This window comes from Streptomyces auratus (assembly GCF_050433025.1).
Classification (GTDB): Bacteria; Actinomycetota; Actinomycetes; order Streptomycetales; family Streptomycetaceae; genus Streptomyces; species Streptomyces sioyaensis.
On sequence record NZ_JBNGCB010000003.1, the window covers coordinates 880,521 to 899,238 of the forward strand.

The window sequence follows — 18,718 nt, forward strand, 5'->3', positions numbered from 1 at the left end:
CTGCTGCCACGGCGCGATCTTCCGGGGCGGTGGCACGCCTTTACGATGGGACGCATGACTTCCTCGCCCAGCCCGACGCCCGCCACCACCCAGGGCGAAGACGCAGCGCGCCGCAGCGACGGCCGCAAGGTCCTCCTCGCCGCCCCCCGTGGCTACTGTGCGGGCGTGGACCGCGCCGTGATCGCCGTGGAGAAGGCCCTGGAGCAGTACGGCGCCCCCGTTTACGTACGCCACGAGATCGTGCACAACAAGTACGTCGTCAAGACCCTCGAAAAGAAGGGTGCGATCTTCGTCGAGGAGACCGAAGAGGTACCCGAGGGCAACATCGTCATCTTCTCCGCGCACGGCGTGGCACCCGTCGTCCACGAAGAGGCCAAGCGCGGCAAGCTCGCCTCCATCGACGCCACCTGCCCGCTCGTCACCAAGGTCCACAAGGAAGCCGTCCGCTATGCCAAGGAGGACTACGACATCCTCCTGATCGGCCACGAAGGCCACGAAGAGGTCATCGGCACGAGCGGTGAGGCCCCCGAGCACATCACCCTCGTCGACGGCCCCGACGACGTCGCCAACGTCGAGGTCCGCGACCCGGACCGGGTCGTCTGGCTCTCCCAGACCACCCTCTCGGTCGACGAGACCATGGAGACCGTGGACGCCCTCAAGGGCCGTTACCCCAACCTCCTCTCGCCGCCCAGCGACGACATCTGCTACGCCACCCAGAACCGCCAGACCGCGGTGAAGCAGATGGGCGCCGAGGCCGATCTCGTCATCGTCGTCGGCTCCAAGAACTCCTCGAACTCCGTGCGCCTGGTCGAGGTGGCCCTGGGCGCGGGCGCCCGCGCCGCCCATCTGGTCGACTACGCCGAGGAGATCGACGAGGCCTGGCTGGAGGGCGTCGGCACGGTCGGGGTCACCTCCGGTGCCTCCGTCCCCGAGATCCTCGTCCACGGCGTCCTGGACTGGCTCGCCCAGCGCGGTTACGAGGACGTCTCGACCATCACGGCCGCCGAGGAGTCCATCGCCTTCTCGCTGCCCAAGGAGCTGCGTCGCGACCTGCGCGCCGAGGCGAAGGCAGCCACCGAGGACTGACCGCGGCCGTCCCCGCCGTGCTTCCGGGACCGGGTATCCGCCCATCCCGGGGGCGCGCCGCCCCGCTGACGCCTAGCCTTTTCCCATGAAGGTCTTCGGTGTGGACATCGGCGGATCGGGCATCAAAGGTGCCCCGGTGGATCTGGAGCGCGGCGATCTCGCGGACGAGCGCTACAAGGTACTGACCCCGCATCCGGCCACCCCGGATGCGGTCGCGGACGGCGTCAAACAGGTCGTGGACCACTTCGAGTGGTCGGGGCCGGTCGGCGCGACCTTCCCCGGCGTGGTCACCGACGGGACGACCCGTACCGCGGCAAATGTCGACAAGGCCTGGATCGGCACCGACGCCGGCACGCTGCTCACCAGCAGGCTCGGCGGCGAGGCCGGCGGCAGCCCGGTCACCCTGCTCAATGACGCGGACGCCGCCGGCCTGGCCGAGATGCGCTACGGCGCGGGCCGCGGCCGGGCCGGCACCGTCATCGTGCTCACCCTCGGCACCGGCATCGGCAGCGCCCTCTTCACCGACGGCCGTCTCGTCCCCAACACCGAGCTCGGCCATCTGGAGCTGCACGGCCACGACGCCGAGAAGCGGGCCTCCACCAAGGTCAAGGAGGACGAGGGGCTGAGCTGGCAGCACTGGGCGCACCGGGTCCAGAAGTACCTCGCCCATGTGGAGATGCTCTTTTCGCCCGAGCTGTTTGTGATCGGCGGCGGGGTGAGCCGCAAGGCGGAGAAGTTCCTGCCGCTGATCGAGGGCATCAGGGCCGAGATCGTGCCGGCTCAGCTTCAGAACAACGCGGGGATTGTGGGGGCCGCGATGGCTGCGCACGCCGTTCGGGCTGGCGAGCCACCTGCCGCGGACGGTTCCCGGGCCGCGGGCGCCCCCGGTCCGCAGGCCGCGCCGTCGGCCGGCCCGGCTGCCCGGGCGATGCGCTCTGCGGTCGATTCGCCGGTCGGCTGGCCCGACGACGGGCGATGATCAGCACCCGGCGGACCAGCGCGAGCAGCGCGCAGATCAGCGTGCCCGCATAGAGCCAGCCCGCGCTCAGCGCCAGGACGGTGAACAGGCCCATCAGCAGGCCGTCCAACCCGTCCCCGCCGCGCTGGATCGGCAGCGCGCCGAGCGTGAAGGCGATCGGCAGCGTGACCGGCGCACAGACCAGGTCGTACGGCCTGACCCACACCGCCGCGGCGACGGCCACCAGCAGGTAGCAGACGCCGTACGCGCTCGGCGCGCCGCCCAGCAGCAGCTGGTCCAGGAAGGCGAACACCAGCAGCGCCAGCGTCGCCAGGAGCCAGCAGCCGAGGCCGGTGAGCCGGGCCGCCGGCACCCGGCGCGGCCGGCCCGGCGGCGGGGCGGGCAGCCGCTGCGGGCGCGCCCGGTAGACGGTCGAGGATTCGGGCGGTAACGGGGCGGGGGCCGCGGCGACCGCTCCCCGGGTGGGTGCCCGCGCGGCCCCCGCCGGTGCGGGACCACGCGCCGCGGCATGGACGGCCGCCGGCGCGGAGGCGGGCACGGACGTGAACCCGGAGGCCCGCATCGCGGAGAGAAAGGCGTCGTCGGGGTCGGGTGCCACGGCCTCCGCGGGGCGCGGGAGCCGGGCGTCGGGGCCCGCGGGCGGGTAGGCGGACCGCGGCGGACTGTCCTGGTGCGTGCGCGCTTCGTGTTGCTCCACCCGGCCACGGTAGGCCGCTAAGTGGGATTAACCGGTTACGGGACACGCGCTTTGGCTGAGCTTGGGCCGAGTTCGCTCCCCGTGGGGGCACAGCTGGGGCGAGGCCGGTCCCGGTGGCGGCGGCTCGCCGTCGCCCGCCCCGTAGACTGGTGGATCGGCCGTACAGGGTTTCGTCCCGGAGCGGCTGCCCACCCCACCACCTCCCCTTCGGAAGTCGAGTCGCCACCGTGTCGCTCACGATCGGAATCGTCGGTCTGCCGAATGTCGGCAAGTCGACCATGTTCAACGCCCTGACCAAGAACGACGTGCTGGCGGCCAACTACCCGTTCGCCACCATCGAGCCGAACGTCGGTGTCGTCGGCGTGCCCGACCCGCGCCTGGCCACGCTGGCCGAGATCTTCTCCTCCCAGAAGATCCTCCCGGCGACGGTCGACTTCGTCGATATCGCGGGCATCGTCCGCGGCGCCTCCGAGGGCGAGGGCCTGGGCAACAAGTTCCTCGCGAACATCCGCGAGTCCGACGCGATCTGCCAGGTCATCCGCGCCTTCAAGGACGAGAACGTCGTGCACGTCGACGGCAAGGTCTCGCCCAAGGACGACATCGAGACGATCAACACCGAGCTGATCCTCGCCGACCTCCAGACGATCGAGAAGGTCCTGCCGCGCCTCCAGAAGGAGTCGCGCATCAAGAAGGACGTGGCGGCGAAGGTCAAGGCGGTCGAGGCGGCCAAGGAGATCCTGGAGAAGGGCGACACCCTGTTCTCCGCGGGCATCGCCCAGGGCTCCGGCAAGGAGGAGCTCCTCCACGACCTCCACCTCCTCACCACCAAGCCCTTCCTCTACGTCTTCAACGTCGACGAGGACGAGCTGACCGACGAGGAATTCAAGAACGAGCAGCGCGCCCTGGTCGCCCCCGCCGAGGCGATCTTCCTCAACGCCAAGCTGGAGGCCGACCTCGCCGAGCTCGACGAGGACGAGGCCCTGGAACTCCTGCAGTCCGTCGGCCAGGACGAGCCCGGCCTCGCCACCCTCGCCCACGTCGGCTTCAACACCCTCGGCCTGCAGACCTACCTGACGGCCGGCCCCAAGGAAACGCGCGCCTGGACCATCAAGAAGGGCGCCACCGCCCCCGAGGCCGCCGGTGTCATCCACACCGACTTCCAGAAGGGCTTCATCAAGGCCGAGGTCATCTCCTTCGCCGACCTCGTGGAGACCGGCTCGGTGACCGAGGCCCGCGCGGCCGGCAAGGCCCGCATGGAGGGCAAGGAGTATGTGATGCAGGACGGGGATGTGGTGGAGTTCCGGTTCAACGTGTAGTGGCTGCCCTGGCGTCGGCATAGCGATCCGGCGAGCGTGCGGGCAGCGGGGCCGACTCCCTTCGGGGGCGGCCCCGCTGCCGGCTTATCTGCACCTGCAAGGCCGACACGGCTGCGGTGGGTCCGCGGGATCACCGGGGCTCTTTCCTGCCCGCGCACTGAGGCTCGGGCCGAAGCTGGATGCCACCTGCCTTTCCGTGCCGGAGAACCAACGGGCGTGCCGGGGGGCTCACAACAAGCACCCCGGTGACCGGATCGGCCGCGCACCGAGCCGGGAAACGAGCCGTCAGGGCGGTTCCGGCGGCCGGATCCAGCCCAGCGAGCGCTCGACCGCCCGCTGCCAGTTCTCGTACTCCGACCGGCGCCGCTCGGGGTCCATGGCCGGTAGCCACTGGGCGGCCCGGTGCCAGTTGCGGCGCAGGATCTCCAGGTCGGGCCAGTAGCCGGCGGCTAGGCCGGCGGCGTAGGCGGCGCCCAGGGAGACCGTCTCGACGGCCATGGGGCGCACCACGGGCACGTCGAGCACGTCGGCCAGGAACTGCATGAGCAGGTTGTCGGACGTCATGCCGCCGTCCACCTTGAGCACCTTCAGGGCGAGCGAGGAGTCGGCGTTCATGGCGTCGACCACCTCCCGGGTCTGCCAGCCGGTGGCCTCCAGTACGGCGCGGGCCAGGTGCTCCTTGGTGATGTACGAGGTGAGGCCGACGATGACCCCGCGGGCGTCGCTGCGCCAGTGCGGTGCGTACAGGCCGGAGAACGCCGGGACGATGTAGCAGCCGCCGTTGTCCTCGACGCTGCGCGCGAGCGTCTCGATCTCGGGGGCGGTGCTGATCAGCCCCAGCCGGTCGCGGAACCACTGGACCAGCGCGCCGGTGACGGCGATCGGGCCTTCGAGCGCGTAGACCGCGGGCTGGTCCTCGATCTTGTAGGCGACGGTGGTGAGCAGTCCGTGCCGGGACCGTACGAGCTCGGTGCCGGTGTTGAGCAGCAGGAAGCTGCCGGTTCCGTAGGTGCACTTCGCCTCGCCGCGGGCGAAGCAGGTCTGTCCGAACAGCGCCGCCTGCTGGTCGCCGAGTGCCGCGGTGATACGGACGCCCGGGAGGACGGAACGGGCGGTTCCGTAGGTCTCGGCCGAGGAGTGGATCTCCGGAAGCATCGGGCGGGGGACCCCGAAGAACTCCAGCAGCTCCTCGTCCCAGTCGAGGGTGCCGATGTTCATGAGCATGGTGCGGCTGGCGTTGGTGACGTCGGTCAGGTGCCGGCCGCCGGCCGGCCCGCCGGTGAGGTTCCAGATCAGCCAGCTCTCCATCGTGCCGAACAGCACCTCGCCGTCCTCGGCGCGCTGCCGCAGCCCGTCGACATGGTCGAACAGCCAGCGGATCCGGGGGGCGGAGAAGTACGTGGAGGGGGACAGGCCGCAGCGCCGGACGAAGAACTCGTCCCCGGGCCGGCTGCTGAGCTCCTCGACCAGCGGGGCCGTACGGGTGTCCTGCCAGACGATCGCCCTGCCCACCGGGGTGCCCGTACGCCGGTCCCACAGCACGGTCGTCTCGCGCTGGTTGGCGATCCCGATGGCGGCGACCTCCTCGGGGCGGATGTCGGCGTCGGAGAGTGCGTGCGGCACCACGCGCTGCAGGGTGTGCCAGATCTCGACGGCGTCGTGCTCGACCCACCCGGGCCGGGGGAAGTGCTGCTGGTGCTCCCGCTGGGCGACCGACACCAGCCGCCCCTGGTGGTCGAACAGGATGCATCGGGTGGAGGTGGTGCCCTGGTCGATGGACATCACATACCGCTCAACCATGATCAGCCTTCCGTTGCGGTGCACGAGGGCGGCGGGGCTCACCAGCGGGCGGCCCCCAGGTCCCGGGAGATCGCCCGGGCGGCGTGGCGGACCTGGGTGACCAGGGCCGGCTGCGGGACCCCTTTGGCGTCGCAGATCCGCTCGACCGTGCCGGAGGCGCCGATGGCGCCCACCACGAGGCCGCCATGGCCCCGGATCGGCGCGGCGACGCCGGCCTCGCCCGTGATCATCTCTTGTACTTCGGCGGCCCACCCCAGCTCCCGGACCTCGGTGAGCGCCCTGGCCAGGCGCTCCGGAGTGCTCAGGGTGTGCCGGGTGTACGCCTCCAGCCCGGCCTCCACGGTCGGCTCCAGGGGCACGCTGCCGAAGGCCAGCAGCACCTTGCCGAGCGAGGAGGCGTGCAGGGGCAGCAGCGCGCCCACGTCCAGGGTCTGGAGGGTGTCGTCGGGGCGGAAGACGTGGTGGACGATGAGCACCTTGCCCTCCAGGGGAGCCCCCAGGCGGACCGCCTCCCCACTGCGGGCGGCCAGGGCGTCGGCCCAGTTGATGGAGCGCGACCGCAGCTCGTTCACGTCGAGGTAGCTGGTGCCCAGATGCAGCAGCGCGGCCCCGAGCTGGTACTTCCCGGTCGCCGGGTCCTGCTCGACGAAGTCGATGTTCTGCAGAGTGCGCAGAATGCCGTGGGTGGTGCCCTTCGCCAGTCCGAGCGACCCGGCCACCTCACCCAGCCCGAGCCGACGGGGCCCACTGGCGAGCAGACGCAGAATCGCCGCCGCCCGTTCGATCGACTGGACCGGGCCGGCCATGAGGCAATTTTAGTCCCGCCGTAGTCCCGCGGTCGGCATCAGCGGGAAGAGATGGCCCCTCCCCAGCAGGCGTTCGGTAATGCCGACCGCTGTTCATTGACCGCCCGCAATGTCCCCCATAGCGTCCTATTCAAGCCCGGCCTCCAGCCGGCTGGGGCCCTGCCTCCGAGGAGGAGACATGACGGCACAGCTTGACGCGGTGGTTCGGGATACGGCCGAACATGTCTGTCCGCTGCCCCACATCCCCGAGGCCGTCTCGGTCGTACGCCGGCGGATGCGTACGGTCCTGGCCGACTGGAACCTGGCCCCGGACCTCGCCGAGGACGCGCTCCTCGTGATCTCGGAGCTGATCACCAACGCGGTCGTCCACGCCCTGCCGCCGGCGGCGCTGCGACTGTCCCGGGCCGGGGCGGACGGACGCGACACCCTGCGCGTCGAGGTCACCGACGCGGGGCCGGCGGCGCACGGGCGGCCGGCCGTCGAGCCCTGCGAGGCGGGCGAGCACGGCCGCGGGATCGGCATCGTCACCGCCCTGTCGGCCGAGTGCGGCACGCAGGTGCACGCGGGCGGGACTACTCGGTGGGCGGAGCTCCTCGCGGTGTGAGCCGGTAGGTCCGGACGGCCCGGGCGGCGCACGCATGACGGGGCGCCGGCCTGAAGCTGTGGTCTCAGCCGGCCCGGCCCGGCGCGAGCTTGTCCAGGTCGAGGCTGATGTCGAACGGCAGGGACCGCTGGAGCGTGTGGCGGAAAATTCCGGCCGGTGCGTACGAGGCGGTCGGCTCGTCGAGTTCATAAGCGTGCACGGCCGGGACGGTGCCCTCGTCCTCAATGCACCAGTAGTGGCGAATGCCGGCCTCGGCGTACTTGCGCAGCTTGACGGTCCGGTCGCGATGGGCGGACTCCGGCGAGACGACCTCGATGACGAGCAGGACGTCCTCCGGAGCGAACCAGGTGCGGTCTGCGTCGTATGGGGCAGTGGTCAGGAGCAGGTCCGGCTCTGGACGGTTGCGGGCGTCCAGGCGGATGGTCATCTCTCGCTCGACCTCGATGCCGTCCGGGGCCTGAGCCATGAGTGCCACCGTGAGGCCGGTGACGAGGCGGCCGTGCCACGACCGCTGCGGGGACATCATGAAGACGAGTGCTCCGTCGATCAGCTCGGTGTGGCGTGGTGCCTCGGGGAGGCGGTCCAGGTCCTCCGCGAACCAGCCTTCCGCGCGTGGCGGGCGCATCCAGTCGGGCAGTGCGGTCATGGCTTCACGGTAGCGGCTCGCAGCTCCCCCCTTCTCCTCCAGATCCTTATGCGGTGGAAAGGGCCGGGCTCCTGAGCCCGGCCCCATCCAGCTTCCCGTACTGCCGTCAGCCGCTCCGGGCGTCCGTCTCCTCCCGTCCGTCTCCTCCGTCCGTCTCCTCCGACGGTCAGGAAGGCGCCCCGGCCAGGACCTCGACCTTGCCGGTGTCGAGCGAGTAGTAGGCGCCGACCACGGCAAGGGAGCCCTTCTTCACGAGGGGTGCCAGGTCCTGGTTGGAGCGCAGGTTCGCCGCGGTCAGCGTGACCTGGGCGCGGGCCATGGTGTCGACCGGGTCGGCACCGCCTTCCCGGCGTGCCTTCTCGTACGCCGGCCGCAGCGCCCGGGCGATCGCCTCCAGATTGCCGGGCAGCGGTTCGCCGTCCCGGAGAGACTTGTACGACGCCTCGACGGCGCCACAACGCTGATGCCCGAGGACCACGATGAGCGGAGTGCCACTGGTCATGGGCCCGTACTCCACGGAACCCGTGACCACCGGGCCGACTGCCTCCCCGCCCGTGCGCATCACGTAGAGGTCGCCCAGCCCGGTGTCGAAGAGGAGTTCCGGCGGCACCCGGGAGTCGATGCACGAGAGGACCGACCCGAAAGGCTTCTGCTTCGCCGCCACGAACTGGCGCCGGTTCGGATCCCGGTCGGGGTGTTCAAGATTGCCGCTCACCCAGCGCGCATTGCCCTCCATCAACCTCGTGAAGGCCGCGGCGGGCGTGGTCGGCCGTGCTGTGGGCGAGGCGCTGGCCGCCACCGGGGCGGCGCTCGTCGAGGAGCACCCCGCGAGCGCGGCCGTGGCGATCGCGAGTCCACCGGCGAGCAGAGATCTGCGATCCGGCTGTCCCGTTCTGTCCATCTGCCGTTCCCCTCAGTCCGCTGGCACACGTCCGTATGACGTGACCAGGGCGATTGTTCAGCGCGGTCCGGGACCACCACGGCAGGCGCAAGCGGGCGTCGGCCGCTTTGCCACCGACGGCCCACAGAAACCGGCACGGACGGCACCCGAGCGACTGAGGCACGAGGCCGGCGGGCTCGACGCGCCTGTCGTCGCGACGGTGGCGCCGATCGTGGGCCCCTTGCCGGCGGCCGGCTGCGCTCACGTGAGGAAGGGCGGGCGAACCCATCCAGGCATGGCGCCGCGCCCTCGGCGTCCCGCCGCCCTCGGCGCCCCGCCCGTCGCGCCCGGTTCTCCCTATGGCTCGACGGCGTGCGAAACGCACTCGGCAGAGCCGGACAAAGCGGTCTTCCCTTTGGTCTCGGATGGTCCCGAACCGCCCTGCGGGAAAAGGGGGTTGATCCATTGTCACCCGGAAACGGGGCCGTTGTCGTCCTTCCCGGAGATGATCTTGAAGGCTTCTTCCGGGCCTAGCGTGAAGGGCATGACAGCGAAGGGCAGGACAGCGAAGAACGTGACGGGGAGCGCAGGCATGGATGCGGTGTACCGGGCGGACGACGGCGTCGAGTTGGCCGTGCGGGACCACGGCGGGGACGGGCCCCCGCTGTTGTTGCTGCACGCGGCGGGGCGCACGCTGCTGGACTGGGAGCGGGTTGCGCCGCTGCTGACCGAGCGGCACCGGGTGTGGGCGATGGATCTGCGGGGGCACGGGCGGTCGGGGGACGGTGCCGCGCCGTGGTCGTGCGAGCTGGCGGTCGAGGATGTGCGGGCGGTGCTGGCGGCCTGCGGGGCGCCGGAGGCCGTGGTGGTGGGGCATTCGCTGGGCGGGATGGTGGCCGCGCGGTGTCTTGAGCGCGACGAGCGGGACGGGGGAGCGCCGGCCGCCGTGAATCTCGACGGGCACTGGTTCGGGCGCCCGGAGCAGTACCCGGGGCTGGACACCGAGTACGTACGGGAACGGCTCGCGGACATACGCGAGTTGGCCCGGGACGCCGGCGGACGGACCTTCGACGCCGCGGGGTTGGACGGGGTGCTCGGCTTCCAGGCCGCCATGGCTGACGCGTTGGGTATTCCGGCGGAACTCATGGAGGCCGGGGTGCGGCGGTCGCTGGGGGAGACGGCCGACGGGCGGCTGTTTCTGCGGCCGGCCCGGGACCGGGCGCTGCAGGTGCAGGAGGCGCTGGCGGGGCTCGATCTGTTCGCGCTGTACCGGAGGGTGACGAGGCCGCTGCTGATCGCCCGGGCGCTGCGCCCCAACCCGTCGATGCCGGGCATGCCGCCGTGGTTCGACGCGCTGATGGCGGCGTACGCCCGGGGCCTGGCACGCGACCTGGACGCGCTGGCGCGGACCCGGCCGCACGTGACCGTCGCGGAGGTGGACGGGACGCATGCCATGGTGCTGGAGCGGCCGGAGGAGATCGCGGGGCTGGTGACCGGGTTCGTGGCCGGAGCCCTGCCCGGGGGCACCTCCCAGGGGTAGCCGGTAGCCGGAGGAGCGTCACGACGCCGGGGTGACCCGGGAGTGACCCGGGAGGCGCTCCCTAGCGGGGAAAGACCTGGAAGAGCGTCGCGGGGTGACCCCGGTAGCGTTCCCCGCCGTTGCGCAGCATCTGCTCGATGAAGGTGCGGGCGTAGGTGTGCGGATCCTGTTCGGGGCCGCGCAGGCCCTTGATGTACGTGGCGTGGGCCGCCAGGGAGGCGACCGCACGGTCGATGCCGGGGCCGACCTCGGCGGCGTGCGTGGGGTGCGGGGAGCCCGCCACGGCCACCCAGCGGACGCCGTTCCAGGGCGCCAGGCCCTTCGCGCCGGTGAGGTCGCGGAAGATCCAGCGGTTGCCGGCGTCGCTCGCCGCGTCGAGGACCGCCCGGCCGACCACCCGGTGGTCCGGGGAGTTCCAGTGGCCGCCGCCCCAGGTGTCGTGGTGATTGAGGGTGATCAGGAGCTCGGGGCGGTGGCGCCGGATGGCCGCGGACAGGTCGCGGCGCAGCGTCCGGCCGGGCTCGATGACGCCGTCGTGGTGGTGGTCGAGGAATTCGACGGTGTGGACGCCGACGAGCGCGGCGCCGGCCCGCTGCTCCTTCACGCGGACCGCGGCGCATTCGGCCGGTGCGAGCCCGTCGATACCGGCCTCGCCACGGGTGACCAGGAGGTAGCTGACCTCACGCCCCGCGGCGGTCCATTCGGCGATCGCGGCCGCGGCACCGTATTCGAGGTCGTCGGGGTGGGCGACGACGGCGAGCGCACGCTGCCAGTCCTTGGGCATCGGGGAGAGGTGTTCGACGGGCATCGGGTCCCTTCCTTCCCGTCCTCGTGGCGCGTCGTCCCGCGGGTGGTGTGCCGTGCTCCGTATGCCGTGGCGCAGGTGATCTTCGGTCGCGGTCCCGGTGTGCGGGTGGCCCCGCTTCGATCGTGACACGGCTGGGAGGAGGCCACCGGGTGGGTGGGGAGAAGGGGAGGGGTGGCGCGGGGTGGGGGTGCCGGGGTCTGTGGCCCCCGATCTCAGGTTTTACACGGGCTGAGCTGGGATTCATCACATCAGGCGAATATCTGGCCCAAGCTTGCGGTCGGCAACGCGCGGTTGCCACGCTGTTGCTGACTGTCAAGCTGTTGGGAGGGGCATGTGCCTTTCGGTGAGCAGCCCGCGTACCTCCGCGTCGCCGGCGACCTGCGCCAGAAAATCGTCGACGGCCTACTGCCGCCGCACACCCGCCTCCCTTCCCAGGCGCGCATCCGCGAGGAGTACGGCGTCTCGGACACCGTCGCGCTGGAGGCCCGGAAGGTCCTGATGGCGGAGGGGCTGGTCGAGGGCCGCTCGGGGTCGGGCACCTATGTGCGCGAGCAGCCCGTGCCGCGCCGTATCGCCCGCGTCGGCTTCCACTCCTCGGGCGGCTGCACGCCGTTCCGGCAGGAGCAGACGGACGAACGGGTGCGGGGCACCTGGGAGTCCAGCAGTGAGCAGGAGGCGGCCGGTCCGGCGGTCGCGGGCCGGCTGCGGATCGCGCAGGGGGCCAAGGTGATGCGGACGCGCTATGTCTTCCGGGCCGAGGGGGAGCCGGCGATGCTCTCGACCTCCTGGGAGCCCCTGGAGGTGACCGGGCGGACGCCGGTGATGCTGCCGGAGGAGGGGCCGCTGGCGGGGCGCGGCGTGGTCGAGCGGATGGCGGCCATCGACGTGGTGGTGGACAACGTCGTCGAGGAGGTCGGGGCCCGCCCCGCGCTGGCGGAGGAGGCCATGACGCTCGGCGGGGTGCCGGGGCATGCGGTGCTGGTCGTGTCGCGGACGTACTTCGCGGGCGGCCGGCCGGTCGAGACGGCCGATGTGGTGACCCTCGCCGACCGGCACCGGGTCACCTACCACCTGCCGGTGAAGTAGCCGCAGAGCCCTCCTGATCGGGCCTGGCTCGCCCTGTGCGCGTGCGCGAGACGCCCTCTGCCCGGTTCTGGTTCTCGGACAGGGGTCCGCTTTGTGGTGGTTCGTGGGCAAAATTTGGCCGAAACCTTGTGTTGGATAACTCACAGAGCCTCAACTGAGCGGCTGTTTTGGGCAGCTGTGGGAATCCGGTGTCTCGATTCGCTCTTACGATGGCGAAGTTTGTGCACGGCACGGGGGAAGACCAGGAGACCAAGCACGTGAGCACGACGAAGACACCGAGCGCGGAGCAGGGCTCGCACTCGAATTACCGTCGGTCCCTCGGGACCATTGCCCTGACCGCCACTGGTCTCGGGTCCATCATCGGCTCCGGCTGGCTCTTCGGAGCCGAGCGGGCCGCCGCCATCGCCGGCCCGGCCGCGATCGTCGCCTGGATCATCGGCGCGCTCGTTGCGCTGACCATCGCGCTCACCTACAGCGAGCTGGGCGCGATGTTCCCGAAGGCCGGCGGCATGGTCCGCTACGGCCAGTACTCCCACGGCTCGCTCGCCGGCTACCTCGCGGCCTGGGCGAACTGGATCGCGATCGTCTCGGTCATCCCGGGAGAGGCCACCGCCTCGGTTCAGTACATGAGTTCCTGGGACTTCGCCTGGACGCATGCGCTCTACGACGGCACGGAGCTGACCGGCACCGGTGTCGGGCTGGCCAGCATCCTGCTGGTCTTCTACTTCTTCCTCAACTGGTTCGCGATCTCGCTGTTCGCGAAGACCAACACCGCGATCACGGTCTTCAAGGTCGTCGTCCCGGCGCTGACCGCGAGCGCGCTGATGCTGGCGCACTTCGACACCGGCAACATCGTCCACCACGGCGGCTTCACGCCCAACGGCTGGAGCTCGGTCTTCACCGCCGTCGCCGTCTCCGGCATCGTCTGGGCCTACAACGGCTTCCAGTCCCCGCTGAACCTCGCCGGTGAGGCCCGTAACCCCGGCAAGTCGCTGCCGAAGGCCGTCGTCTGGTCGATCCTGATCGCGCTGGTCATCTATGTCGCGCTGCAGATCGCGTTCCTGATGGCGGTGCCCGGGGACAAGCTGTCCGCCGGCGGCGGCTGGGCCTCGCTCGGCTTCAACTCGCCGCTCGCCGACCTCGCGGTGGCCTGGGGCCTGAACTGGCTGGCGCTGCTGCTGTACGCGGACGCCTTCGTCTCGCCGTCCGGTACCGGCATGATCTACGCGGCCACCACCTCGCGCATGATCCACGGTGTGCAGGAGAACGGTCATCTGCCCGGCGTCTTCGGCAAGGTGGACAAGAAGACCGGTGTGCCGCGCCCGGCGCTGCTGCTCAACCTCGTGATCGCGTTCCTCTTCCTCGCGGTCTTCCGTGGCTGGGGCTCGCTCGCCGAGATCGTCTCGGTCGCCACGGTCATCTCGTACATCACCGGGCCGGTCGCGGTGATGTCGCTGCGCCGCATCTCGCCGGACCTCAAGCGCCCGGTCAAGCTGCGGGCCATGCCGCTGGTCGCGCCGATCGCCATGATCTTCGGCTCGCTGGTGCTGTACTGGGGCCGCTGGCCGCTGACCGGCAAGGTCATCCTGATCATGGCCGTCGGACTGCCGGTCTGGGCCTGGTACGAGATCGGCAAGCCGCTGACCCAGGGCCGCAAGCCGTGGGCCGAGCTGCGCCCGCACCTCAAGGCCGGTGCCTGGATGGTGGCGTATCTGCTGGTCATGGCCGCGGTGTCGTATCTGGGCGGCAAGGACTTCGGCGGCAAGGGCTATCTGCCGGAGGGCTGGGACATCCTCCTGGTCGCCGTGATCGGTCTCGCCTTCTACTACTGGGGCGTGCGCAGCTCCTGGCGCAACCCGTCGCTGGTCTCGGTCGAGGCCGAGCTCCGCGCCGAGGAGGAGGCCGCGGCGGCGGAGGCCGCCGAGACCGAAGGCGCCAAGGACTCCGTCAGGGTCTGAGCCCGCCCGCCCCGTCGCATTCCGCCCGCCCGAGCGCATCGGGCCCCACCGGCCACTCGCAGGCCGTCTCCGGTACGCCGGAGGCCCGCGGGTGGCCGGTTCGGTATCTCTTTGTGTAAATCCATATCCGGTGAGTGAAGGTCGGGCGTAGGCTCGGGCATATGCGGATTGCGATTTCGGCATCAGCGGACCAGGGGCGCGTAAGGGCGCGTCACGCGGCGGATGGAGGGGCGCAATGACCGAGGGTGGAGCCGTGCTCCCCTGGCTCGTCATCCGCCAGGACGAAGGCGGCAACCGCTATCGCGTGGGCCGATATGCCACCCGAGCGGAGGCGGAGCGGGTGGCCGACCGGCTCGGAAGCCGCGGTCACCAGCAGCTTTACGTGGTCGAGAAGGCCGACCGGGCGGTGACCTGAGGGGCCGCGAGCGGCAAGCGGGACGAGGGCGGGGGACGTAGGCTGCCGCGCATGACGACCGTGCGCGTAGTGGTGGGCGGAGCGGTGTGCGAGCGCGGGCGGCTGCTGGCTGCACGGCGCAGCGCACCGCCCGCGCTGGCCGGCCGCTGGGAGCTGCCCGGCGGCAAGGTGGAGGACGACGAGACCCCCGAGCGGGCGCTGGAGCGCGAGCTGCGCGAGGAGCTGGGGGTCGAGGCGGCGGCCCTGGACCGGATCCCGGGCGAATGGGTGCTGCGGCCGGGCTACGTCCTGCAGGTGTGGACGGCCCGGCTGGTGTCCGGCGTGCCGCAGCCCCTGGAGGACCATGACGAGCTGCGCTGGCTGCGGCCCGGTGAGGAGAGCCAGGTCGACTGGCTGGACCAGGACCGCCCGGCGGTCGCCGAGGTGATGCGCAGACTGGCGGCGAAGAACGGCGTGCCGCCGGCGGCCGGCGCCTCGCCGGTACGGCCGTAGCGGCCCGGTCGCAGCCCGCCTCCGGGCCACAGCCGCCCGGCTCCGGCCGCCCGGCCCGCGCCGCGCGCACCCCTCGCGCCCCGCTCGCCCCGGCTGCTGCCGCGCACGTCGCCGCCCCGCCTGGCCGTCCGGCCGTACCGCGCGCCGATATGTTTCATTTGTGCCACAGTGCACCCCCGCATGCGGTACTTCGCGTTGGATACCGGGTATGTCCTGAATGACCCCTTCAATGTGTGTGAGGTGAGGGGGGAGTCATCGGGCTGGGATGTGATCGGCGTGAGCGACAGCGCAGCGGCAGGAGTCCCGGAGCCGGTCTCCGGCAACGCCCGCAGGCGCCCCAAGGCCACCGGTTTCCCCTCTGCCGAATGGAGTTTCCCCGCCGACCCCGGTGCCGTGCGCACCGCCCGCACCGTGGTCCGCCGGGTGCTGGACGACTGGGGTTTGAACGGCGCCGCCGACATGGCCGTACTACTCGTGAGCGAGCTCGTCACCAACTCCCTGCGCCACGCGAGCGGGCCGATCGGGGTCCGCATGGTGCTGCTGAGCACCGGCGGGCTGCTCGTCGAGGTCTCCGATCCGCTGCCCGACCCGCCGCGGGAGCGGGACGCCGCGCCCGACGACGAGGGGGGGCGTGGACTGCAGCTGGTCGCGTGCAGTTCGCGGCGCTGGGGGACCCGGCGTGGAAAGAGTGGCAAGACTGTGTGGTTCGAGCTGTCGGTGGCTGGTTAGGAGACAGATGAAGTCCTGATCGTTGCCATTTCATCGACATTCTGTCGATGGCCTGCGATCGAGACTGTGCTGTGATCGTGAAGACCGTGTTCCGGATTGCCGAGGTGCTGGATACTCAGGCTGGTCCGGTCCGGGCACGATGAGCTGGAGGGGACGGGGCTCGTGAGCGAGATGTCATCTGGCGGGGCAGAACCCGCACAGGGCGATGGTCAGGGTGGTGCGGACTGCCCCGGGGACCCAGATTGCCGCCCCCGGGCGGGCGAGCTGGTGGGCCCGCCCGTGTGGCAGAGCAGCCGGCCCGGATCGATCTATGACTACATCCGCGTGGCCTCCTTCTCGCTCGGCCCCGACGGCCGGATCGAGCAGTGGAGCGAGCGCGCCGCGCAGATGCTCGGCATCCCCGCCCGCTACGCCCTCGGCAAGGACCCCGTCGAGGCGTTCGTACCCGGCGAGTTGCGCGACACCGGCCGCCGCAAGGTGTCCGAGATACTCGACGGCCGGGAGTGGACCGGCCTGGTGCCCTACCGCAGGGAAGAGGGCGGCGCGACGGACGGGCTCGCCGAGATCTATGTGATGCCCTCGCGCAACGAGGACGGTGAGCGCGCCGCGGTCTGTCTCGTCGTCGACGTCCGGGCGCTGCGCGGCATCGAGACCGATCTCGCCGCCTCGCAGGCCGTTTTCGGTCAATCTCCCATGGGATTCACCCTGTTCGGCACGGACCTGAAGCTGCTGCGGGTCAACGAACGGTTCGCCACGGTCTTCGGCGGGCCGGCGAGCAAGTACCGCGGCTGCGGGCCGCACGACTTCCTGCCGCACAGCGAGGCCGAGCGGATGACCGCCGCACTGCGCCGCGTACTGGACACCGGTGAGCCGGTCGCCGAGATGCAACTGGTCGGCCTGGGGACCGGCGAGGGCGAGCGGCGCCGCTGGTCGGTCTCGCTCTACCGGCTGCACGGCGCCAGCGGCCGGCCGATCGGCGTCGCGGCGCTGGCCGCCGACGTGACCGGCCGCCGCCGGGCCGAGCGCGAGGCCGCCAACGCCCGCCGCAACCTCGCCCTGCTCAACGAAGCCGGTGCCCGGATAGGCAACTCCCTGGATCTGGAGACCACCGCCCGCACCCTGCTGGACGTCGCCGTACCGCAGTTCTGCGATCTGGCCTCGGTGGACCTCTACCAGGGACTGCTCGCCGGCGACGAGGCCCCGCCCGGGATGAGCGACGGCAGCGCGGAGCTGCGCCGGGTCGCCTTCGCCAGTGCCGTCTCGGACGTCCGGCTCGCCACCGCCCCCGCCGTCCCCGGCGACGCACCGGACCCGGTCGCGGTCGGCGCCGTCCACCGCTACCCCTTCAACTCCCCCTGCGCGGGCGCCCTGCGGACCGGCCATGCGCAGATCATCCCCGGCCGGGAGAGCGAGGACGGGGGGCCGGAGTTCGGCGCGGTGGTGCAGTCCACCCTCGCCGTCCCGATGGTCGCCCGGGACACCGTCGTCGGACTGGTGCAGTTCTCCCGTACGAAGGGCAGCGAGCCGTTCGGTGAGCGCGACACGGCGCTGGCCGTGGAGCTGGCCGCGCGCGCCGCCGTCTGTATCGACAACGCCCGCCTCTACCGCCGCGAGCACGAGCGCGCGCTGATATTGCAGCGCAGCCTGCTGCCGCCCGGTGACCCCGAGGCGGCCGGCCTGGACATCGCCTGCCGCTATCTGCCCGGCACCACCGCCACCGAGGTCGGCGGCGACTGGTTCGACGTCATCGAACTCCCGGGCCACCGGACCGCGTTGGTGGTCGGCGACGTGATGGGCAGAGGACTGCGCGCCGCGGTCGCCATGGGGGAACTGCGCACCGCCGTGCGGACCCTGGCGCTGCTGGACCTGGAGCCCGCCGAGGTGCTCTCCGCGCTGGACGAGATCGCCCGCGGGCTCGGCGGCAGCGGCGACGACCGGCCCACCGCGCGGTCCGCCCGCGGCCGGTCCGGGGCCCCGGAGGGCGCCGAGCAGAAGCGCTCGGCCCGTACCGCCGACCTCTCCGAGGTCTACCTCGCCACCTGCGTCTACGCCGTCTACGACCCGATCACCCGGCGCTGTACGTTCGCCAACGCCGGACATCTGCCGCCGGTGCTGGTCGAGGACGGTGAGGACGCGCTGCTGCTCGACGTACCGCCGGGGATGCCGCTCGGCGTCGGCGGCGAGCCCTTCGAGGAGATCGAGGTCGACCTGCCGGACGGTGCGCTGCTGGCGCTCTACACCGACGGCCTGGTGGAGTCCCGCGACCATCCGCTGGACGAGGGGCTGCAGGCGTTCCGCAGGGCCCTCTCGGACGCCGACCGTCCGCTGGAGGACGCCTGCGACCACGTGCTGAGCGCCATGAACACCTCGCACGGCGAGGACGACATCGCCCTGCTGATGGCGCGGGTGCAGGGGCTGCCCAAGGACGCGGTGGGCGACTGGAGCCTGGCGCCGGAGGCCCGTTCGGTGTCCCGCGCCCGGGAGCTGGCCCGCGACCAGCTCACGGACTGGGGCCTGCAGGGCCTGGTCGACACCACCGAGCTGCTGGTCAGCGAGCTGGTGACCAATGCGCTGCGGCACGGCCACGGCGAGATCCGGCTGCGGCTGCTGCTGGACCGCACGCTGGTCTGCGAGGTCTGGGACGCCGATCTCGCTCAGCCGCGCCGGCGCCGCGCCCGGGACACCGACGAGGGCGGCCGCGGGCTGCAGCTGGTCGGTCTGCTCAGCGAGGGCTGGGGCAGCCGCCGTACCCCGCGCGGCAAGACCGTGTGGTTCGAACTCGCCCTGCCGGACGGGGAGTCGCCGGCGGTGGACCCGACCGAAGCGCTGCTGAGCCTGTTCTGAGGAGACGGGCGGGACCGGGGCGGCGCCCGGGG

17 protein-coding genes and 1 pseudogene are annotated in these 18,718 nt (G+C 71.6%); 11 read left to right on the forward strand and 7 right to left on the reverse strand.

Translation table 11 applies throughout. The annotated features are described in order from the left end of the window. Positions 1 to 54 precede the first annotated feature (54 nt). Both BKA18_RS23555 and ppgK read left to right on the forward strand, forming a co-directional pair. Positions 55 to 1,086, forward strand: coding sequence for a 4-hydroxy-3-methylbut-2-enyl diphosphate reductase (locus BKA18_RS23555; RefSeq protein WP_366044293.1), 1,032 nt, complete (start codon positions 55 to 57; stop codon positions 1,084 to 1,086). Positions 1,087 to 1,171: 85 nt separating this feature from the next. Further along, a complete protein-coding gene (gene ppgK / locus BKA18_RS23560; protein ID WP_366044292.1) occupies positions 1,172 to 2,065 on the forward strand; it encodes a polyphosphate--glucose phosphotransferase in 894 nt (297 codons plus the stop codon). Positions 2,066 to 2,126: 61 nt separating this feature from the next. Here the strand turns inward: ppgK and BKA18_RS23565 are convergent. Further along, positions 2,127 to 2,627, reverse strand: a pseudogene (locus BKA18_RS23565) (DUF6542 domain-containing protein); the annotation flags it as partial. Positions 2,628 to 2,989: 362 nt separating this feature from the next. Between BKA18_RS23565 and ychF the strand changes: the two are divergent. Further along, complete coding sequence (ychF, locus tag BKA18_RS23570) at positions 2,990 to 4,078, forward strand: redox-regulated ATPase YchF (RefSeq protein WP_366044291.1); 1,089 nt, start codon at positions 2,990 to 2,992, stop codon at positions 4,076 to 4,078. A 285-nt stretch (positions 4,079 to 4,363) separates the two neighbouring features. On the opposite strand, the gene glpK is transcribed toward ychF, so the two are convergent. Both glpK and BKA18_RS23580 read right to left on the reverse strand, forming a co-directional pair. Next, a complete protein-coding gene (gene glpK / locus BKA18_RS23575) occupies positions 4,364 to 5,878 on the reverse strand; it encodes a glycerol kinase GlpK (RefSeq protein WP_366044290.1) in 1,515 nt (504 codons plus the stop codon). 38 nt (positions 5,879 to 5,916) lie between these two features. Then, positions 5,917 to 6,684: an IclR family transcriptional regulator gene (locus BKA18_RS23580; protein WP_366044289.1), complete on the reverse strand. Its 768-nt coding sequence runs from the start codon at positions 6,682 to 6,684 to the stop codon at positions 5,917 to 5,919. Between the two features lie 178 nt (positions 6,685 to 6,862). Here BKA18_RS23580 and BKA18_RS23585 point away from each other — a divergent pair, with 178 nt between their 5' ends. Continuing rightward, a complete protein-coding gene (locus BKA18_RS23585) occupies positions 6,863 to 7,288 on the forward strand; it encodes an ATP-binding protein (protein ID WP_366044288.1) in 426 nt (141 codons plus the stop codon). Positions 7,289 to 7,352: 64 nt separating this feature from the next. On the opposite strand, the gene BKA18_RS23590 is transcribed toward BKA18_RS23585, so the two are convergent. The 3 genes from BKA18_RS23590 to BKA18_RS23600 form a co-directional block, all read right to left on the reverse strand. Then, positions 7,353 to 7,934 carry a Uma2 family endonuclease gene (locus BKA18_RS23590; protein WP_006603341.1) on the reverse strand — a complete coding sequence of 194 codons (582 nt, stop codon included), beginning with the start codon at positions 7,932 to 7,934 and terminating at the stop codon, positions 7,353 to 7,355. Positions 7,935 to 8,100: 166 nt separating this feature from the next. Then, positions 8,101 to 8,835: a carbonic anhydrase gene (locus BKA18_RS23595; protein WP_208859159.1), complete on the reverse strand. Its 735-nt coding sequence runs from the start codon at positions 8,833 to 8,835 to the stop codon at positions 8,101 to 8,103. Positions 8,836 to 9,282: 447 nt separating this feature from the next. Then, on the reverse strand, positions 9,283 to 9,408 hold the full coding sequence (locus tag BKA18_RS23600) for a hypothetical protein (protein ID WP_366044287.1): 126 nt from the start codon (positions 9,406 to 9,408) through the stop codon (positions 9,283 to 9,285). On the opposite strand from BKA18_RS23600, the gene BKA18_RS23605 reads away from it, so the two are divergent. Further along, the gene (locus BKA18_RS23605; RefSeq protein WP_366044286.1) at positions 9,407 to 10,354 is read left to right on the forward strand and encodes an alpha/beta fold hydrolase; all 948 of its coding nucleotides are present in this window, start codon (positions 9,407 to 9,409) and stop codon (positions 10,352 to 10,354) included. The genes BKA18_RS23600 and BKA18_RS23605 overlap by 2 nt on opposite strands. 61 nt (positions 10,355 to 10,415) lie before the next feature. Here BKA18_RS23605 and BKA18_RS23610 read toward each other — a convergent pair whose 3' ends face one another. Beyond that, the gene (locus tag BKA18_RS23610; RefSeq protein ID WP_006603338.1) at positions 10,416 to 11,162 is read right to left on the reverse strand and encodes a PIG-L deacetylase family protein; all 747 of its coding nucleotides are present in this window, start codon (positions 11,160 to 11,162) and stop codon (positions 10,416 to 10,418) included. Between the two features lie 333 nt (positions 11,163 to 11,495). Here BKA18_RS23610 and BKA18_RS23615 point away from each other — a divergent pair, with 333 nt between their 5' ends. The 6 genes from BKA18_RS23615 (at position 11,496) to BKA18_RS23640 (ending at position 18,686) form a co-directional block, all read left to right on the forward strand. Further along, a complete protein-coding gene (locus BKA18_RS23615; RefSeq protein ID WP_006603337.1) occupies positions 11,496 to 12,248 on the forward strand; it encodes a GntR family transcriptional regulator in 753 nt (250 codons plus the stop codon). Positions 12,249 to 12,457: 209 nt separating this feature from the next. Further along, on the forward strand, positions 12,458 to 14,206 hold the full coding sequence (locus BKA18_RS23620) for an APC family permease (protein WP_366044285.1): 1,749 nt from the start codon (positions 12,458 to 12,460) through the stop codon (positions 14,204 to 14,206). A gap of 235 nt (positions 14,207 to 14,441) precedes the next feature. Further along, a complete protein-coding gene (locus BKA18_RS23625; RefSeq protein WP_086721904.1) occupies positions 14,442 to 14,621 on the forward strand; it encodes an SPOR domain-containing protein in 180 nt (59 codons plus the stop codon). 51 nt (positions 14,622 to 14,672) lie between these two features. Next, on the forward strand, positions 14,673 to 15,113 hold the full coding sequence (locus BKA18_RS23630) for a (deoxy)nucleoside triphosphate pyrophosphohydrolase (RefSeq protein WP_063827986.1): 441 nt from the start codon (positions 14,673 to 14,675) through the stop codon (positions 15,111 to 15,113). Between the two features lie 267 nt (positions 15,114 to 15,380). Beyond that, positions 15,381 to 15,842: an ATP-binding protein gene (locus BKA18_RS23635; RefSeq protein ID WP_366044524.1), complete on the forward strand. Its 462-nt coding sequence runs from the start codon at positions 15,381 to 15,383 to the stop codon at positions 15,840 to 15,842. 279 nt (positions 15,843 to 16,121) lie between these two features. Next, positions 16,122 to 18,686, forward strand: a complete 2,565-nt coding sequence (locus BKA18_RS23640) for a SpoIIE family protein phosphatase (RefSeq protein ID WP_366044284.1) — start codon at positions 16,122 to 16,124, stop codon at positions 18,684 to 18,686. Positions 18,687 to 18,718: the final 32 nt, after the last annotated feature.

Bases quoted from the DNA above. Each gene is read 5' to 3' on its own strand.
- BKA18_RS23630 (WP_063827986.1), top strand. From the start codon at position 14,673: ATGACGACCGTGCGCGTAGTGGTGGGCGGAGCGGTGTGCGAGCGCGGG.
- BKA18_RS23585 (WP_366044288.1), top strand. From the start codon at position 6,863: ATGACGGCACAGCTTGACGCGGTGGTTCGGGATACGGCCGAACATGTC.
- BKA18_RS23555 (WP_366044293.1), top strand. From the start codon at position 55: ATGACTTCCTCGCCCAGCCCGACGCCCGCCACCACCCAGGGCGAAGAC.
- BKA18_RS23600 (WP_366044287.1), bottom strand. From the start codon at position 9,408: ATGCCTGCGCTCCCCGTCACGTTCTTCGCTGTCCTGCCCTTCGCTGTC.
- BKA18_RS23625 (WP_086721904.1), top strand. From the start codon at position 14,442: ATGACCGAGGGTGGAGCCGTGCTCCCCTGGCTCGTCATCCGCCAGGAC.
- BKA18_RS23605 (WP_366044286.1), top strand. From the start codon at position 9,407: ATGGATGCGGTGTACCGGGCGGACGACGGCGTCGAGTTGGCCGTGCGG.
- BKA18_RS23610 (WP_006603338.1), bottom strand. From the start codon at position 11,162: ATGCCCGTCGAACACCTCTCCCCGATGCCCAAGGACTGGCAGCGTGCG.
- ppgK (WP_366044292.1), top strand. From the start codon at position 1,172: ATGAAGGTCTTCGGTGTGGACATCGGCGGATCGGGCATCAAAGGTGCC.
- BKA18_RS23595 (WP_208859159.1), bottom strand. From the start codon at position 8,835: ATGGACAGAACGGGACAGCCGGATCGCAGATCTCTGCTCGCCGGTGGA.
- glpK (WP_366044290.1), bottom strand. From the start codon at position 5,878: ATGGTTGAGCGGTATGTGATGTCCATCGACCAGGGCACCACCTCCACC.
- BKA18_RS23590 (WP_006603341.1), bottom strand. From the start codon at position 7,934: ATGACCGCACTGCCCGACTGGATGCGCCCGCCACGCGCGGAAGGCTGG.
- BKA18_RS23580 (WP_366044289.1), bottom strand. From the start codon at position 6,684: ATGGCCGGCCCGGTCCAGTCGATCGAACGGGCGGCGGCGATTCTGCGT.
- BKA18_RS23620 (WP_366044285.1), top strand. From the start codon at position 12,458: ATGGCGAAGTTTGTGCACGGCACGGGGGAAGACCAGGAGACCAAGCAC.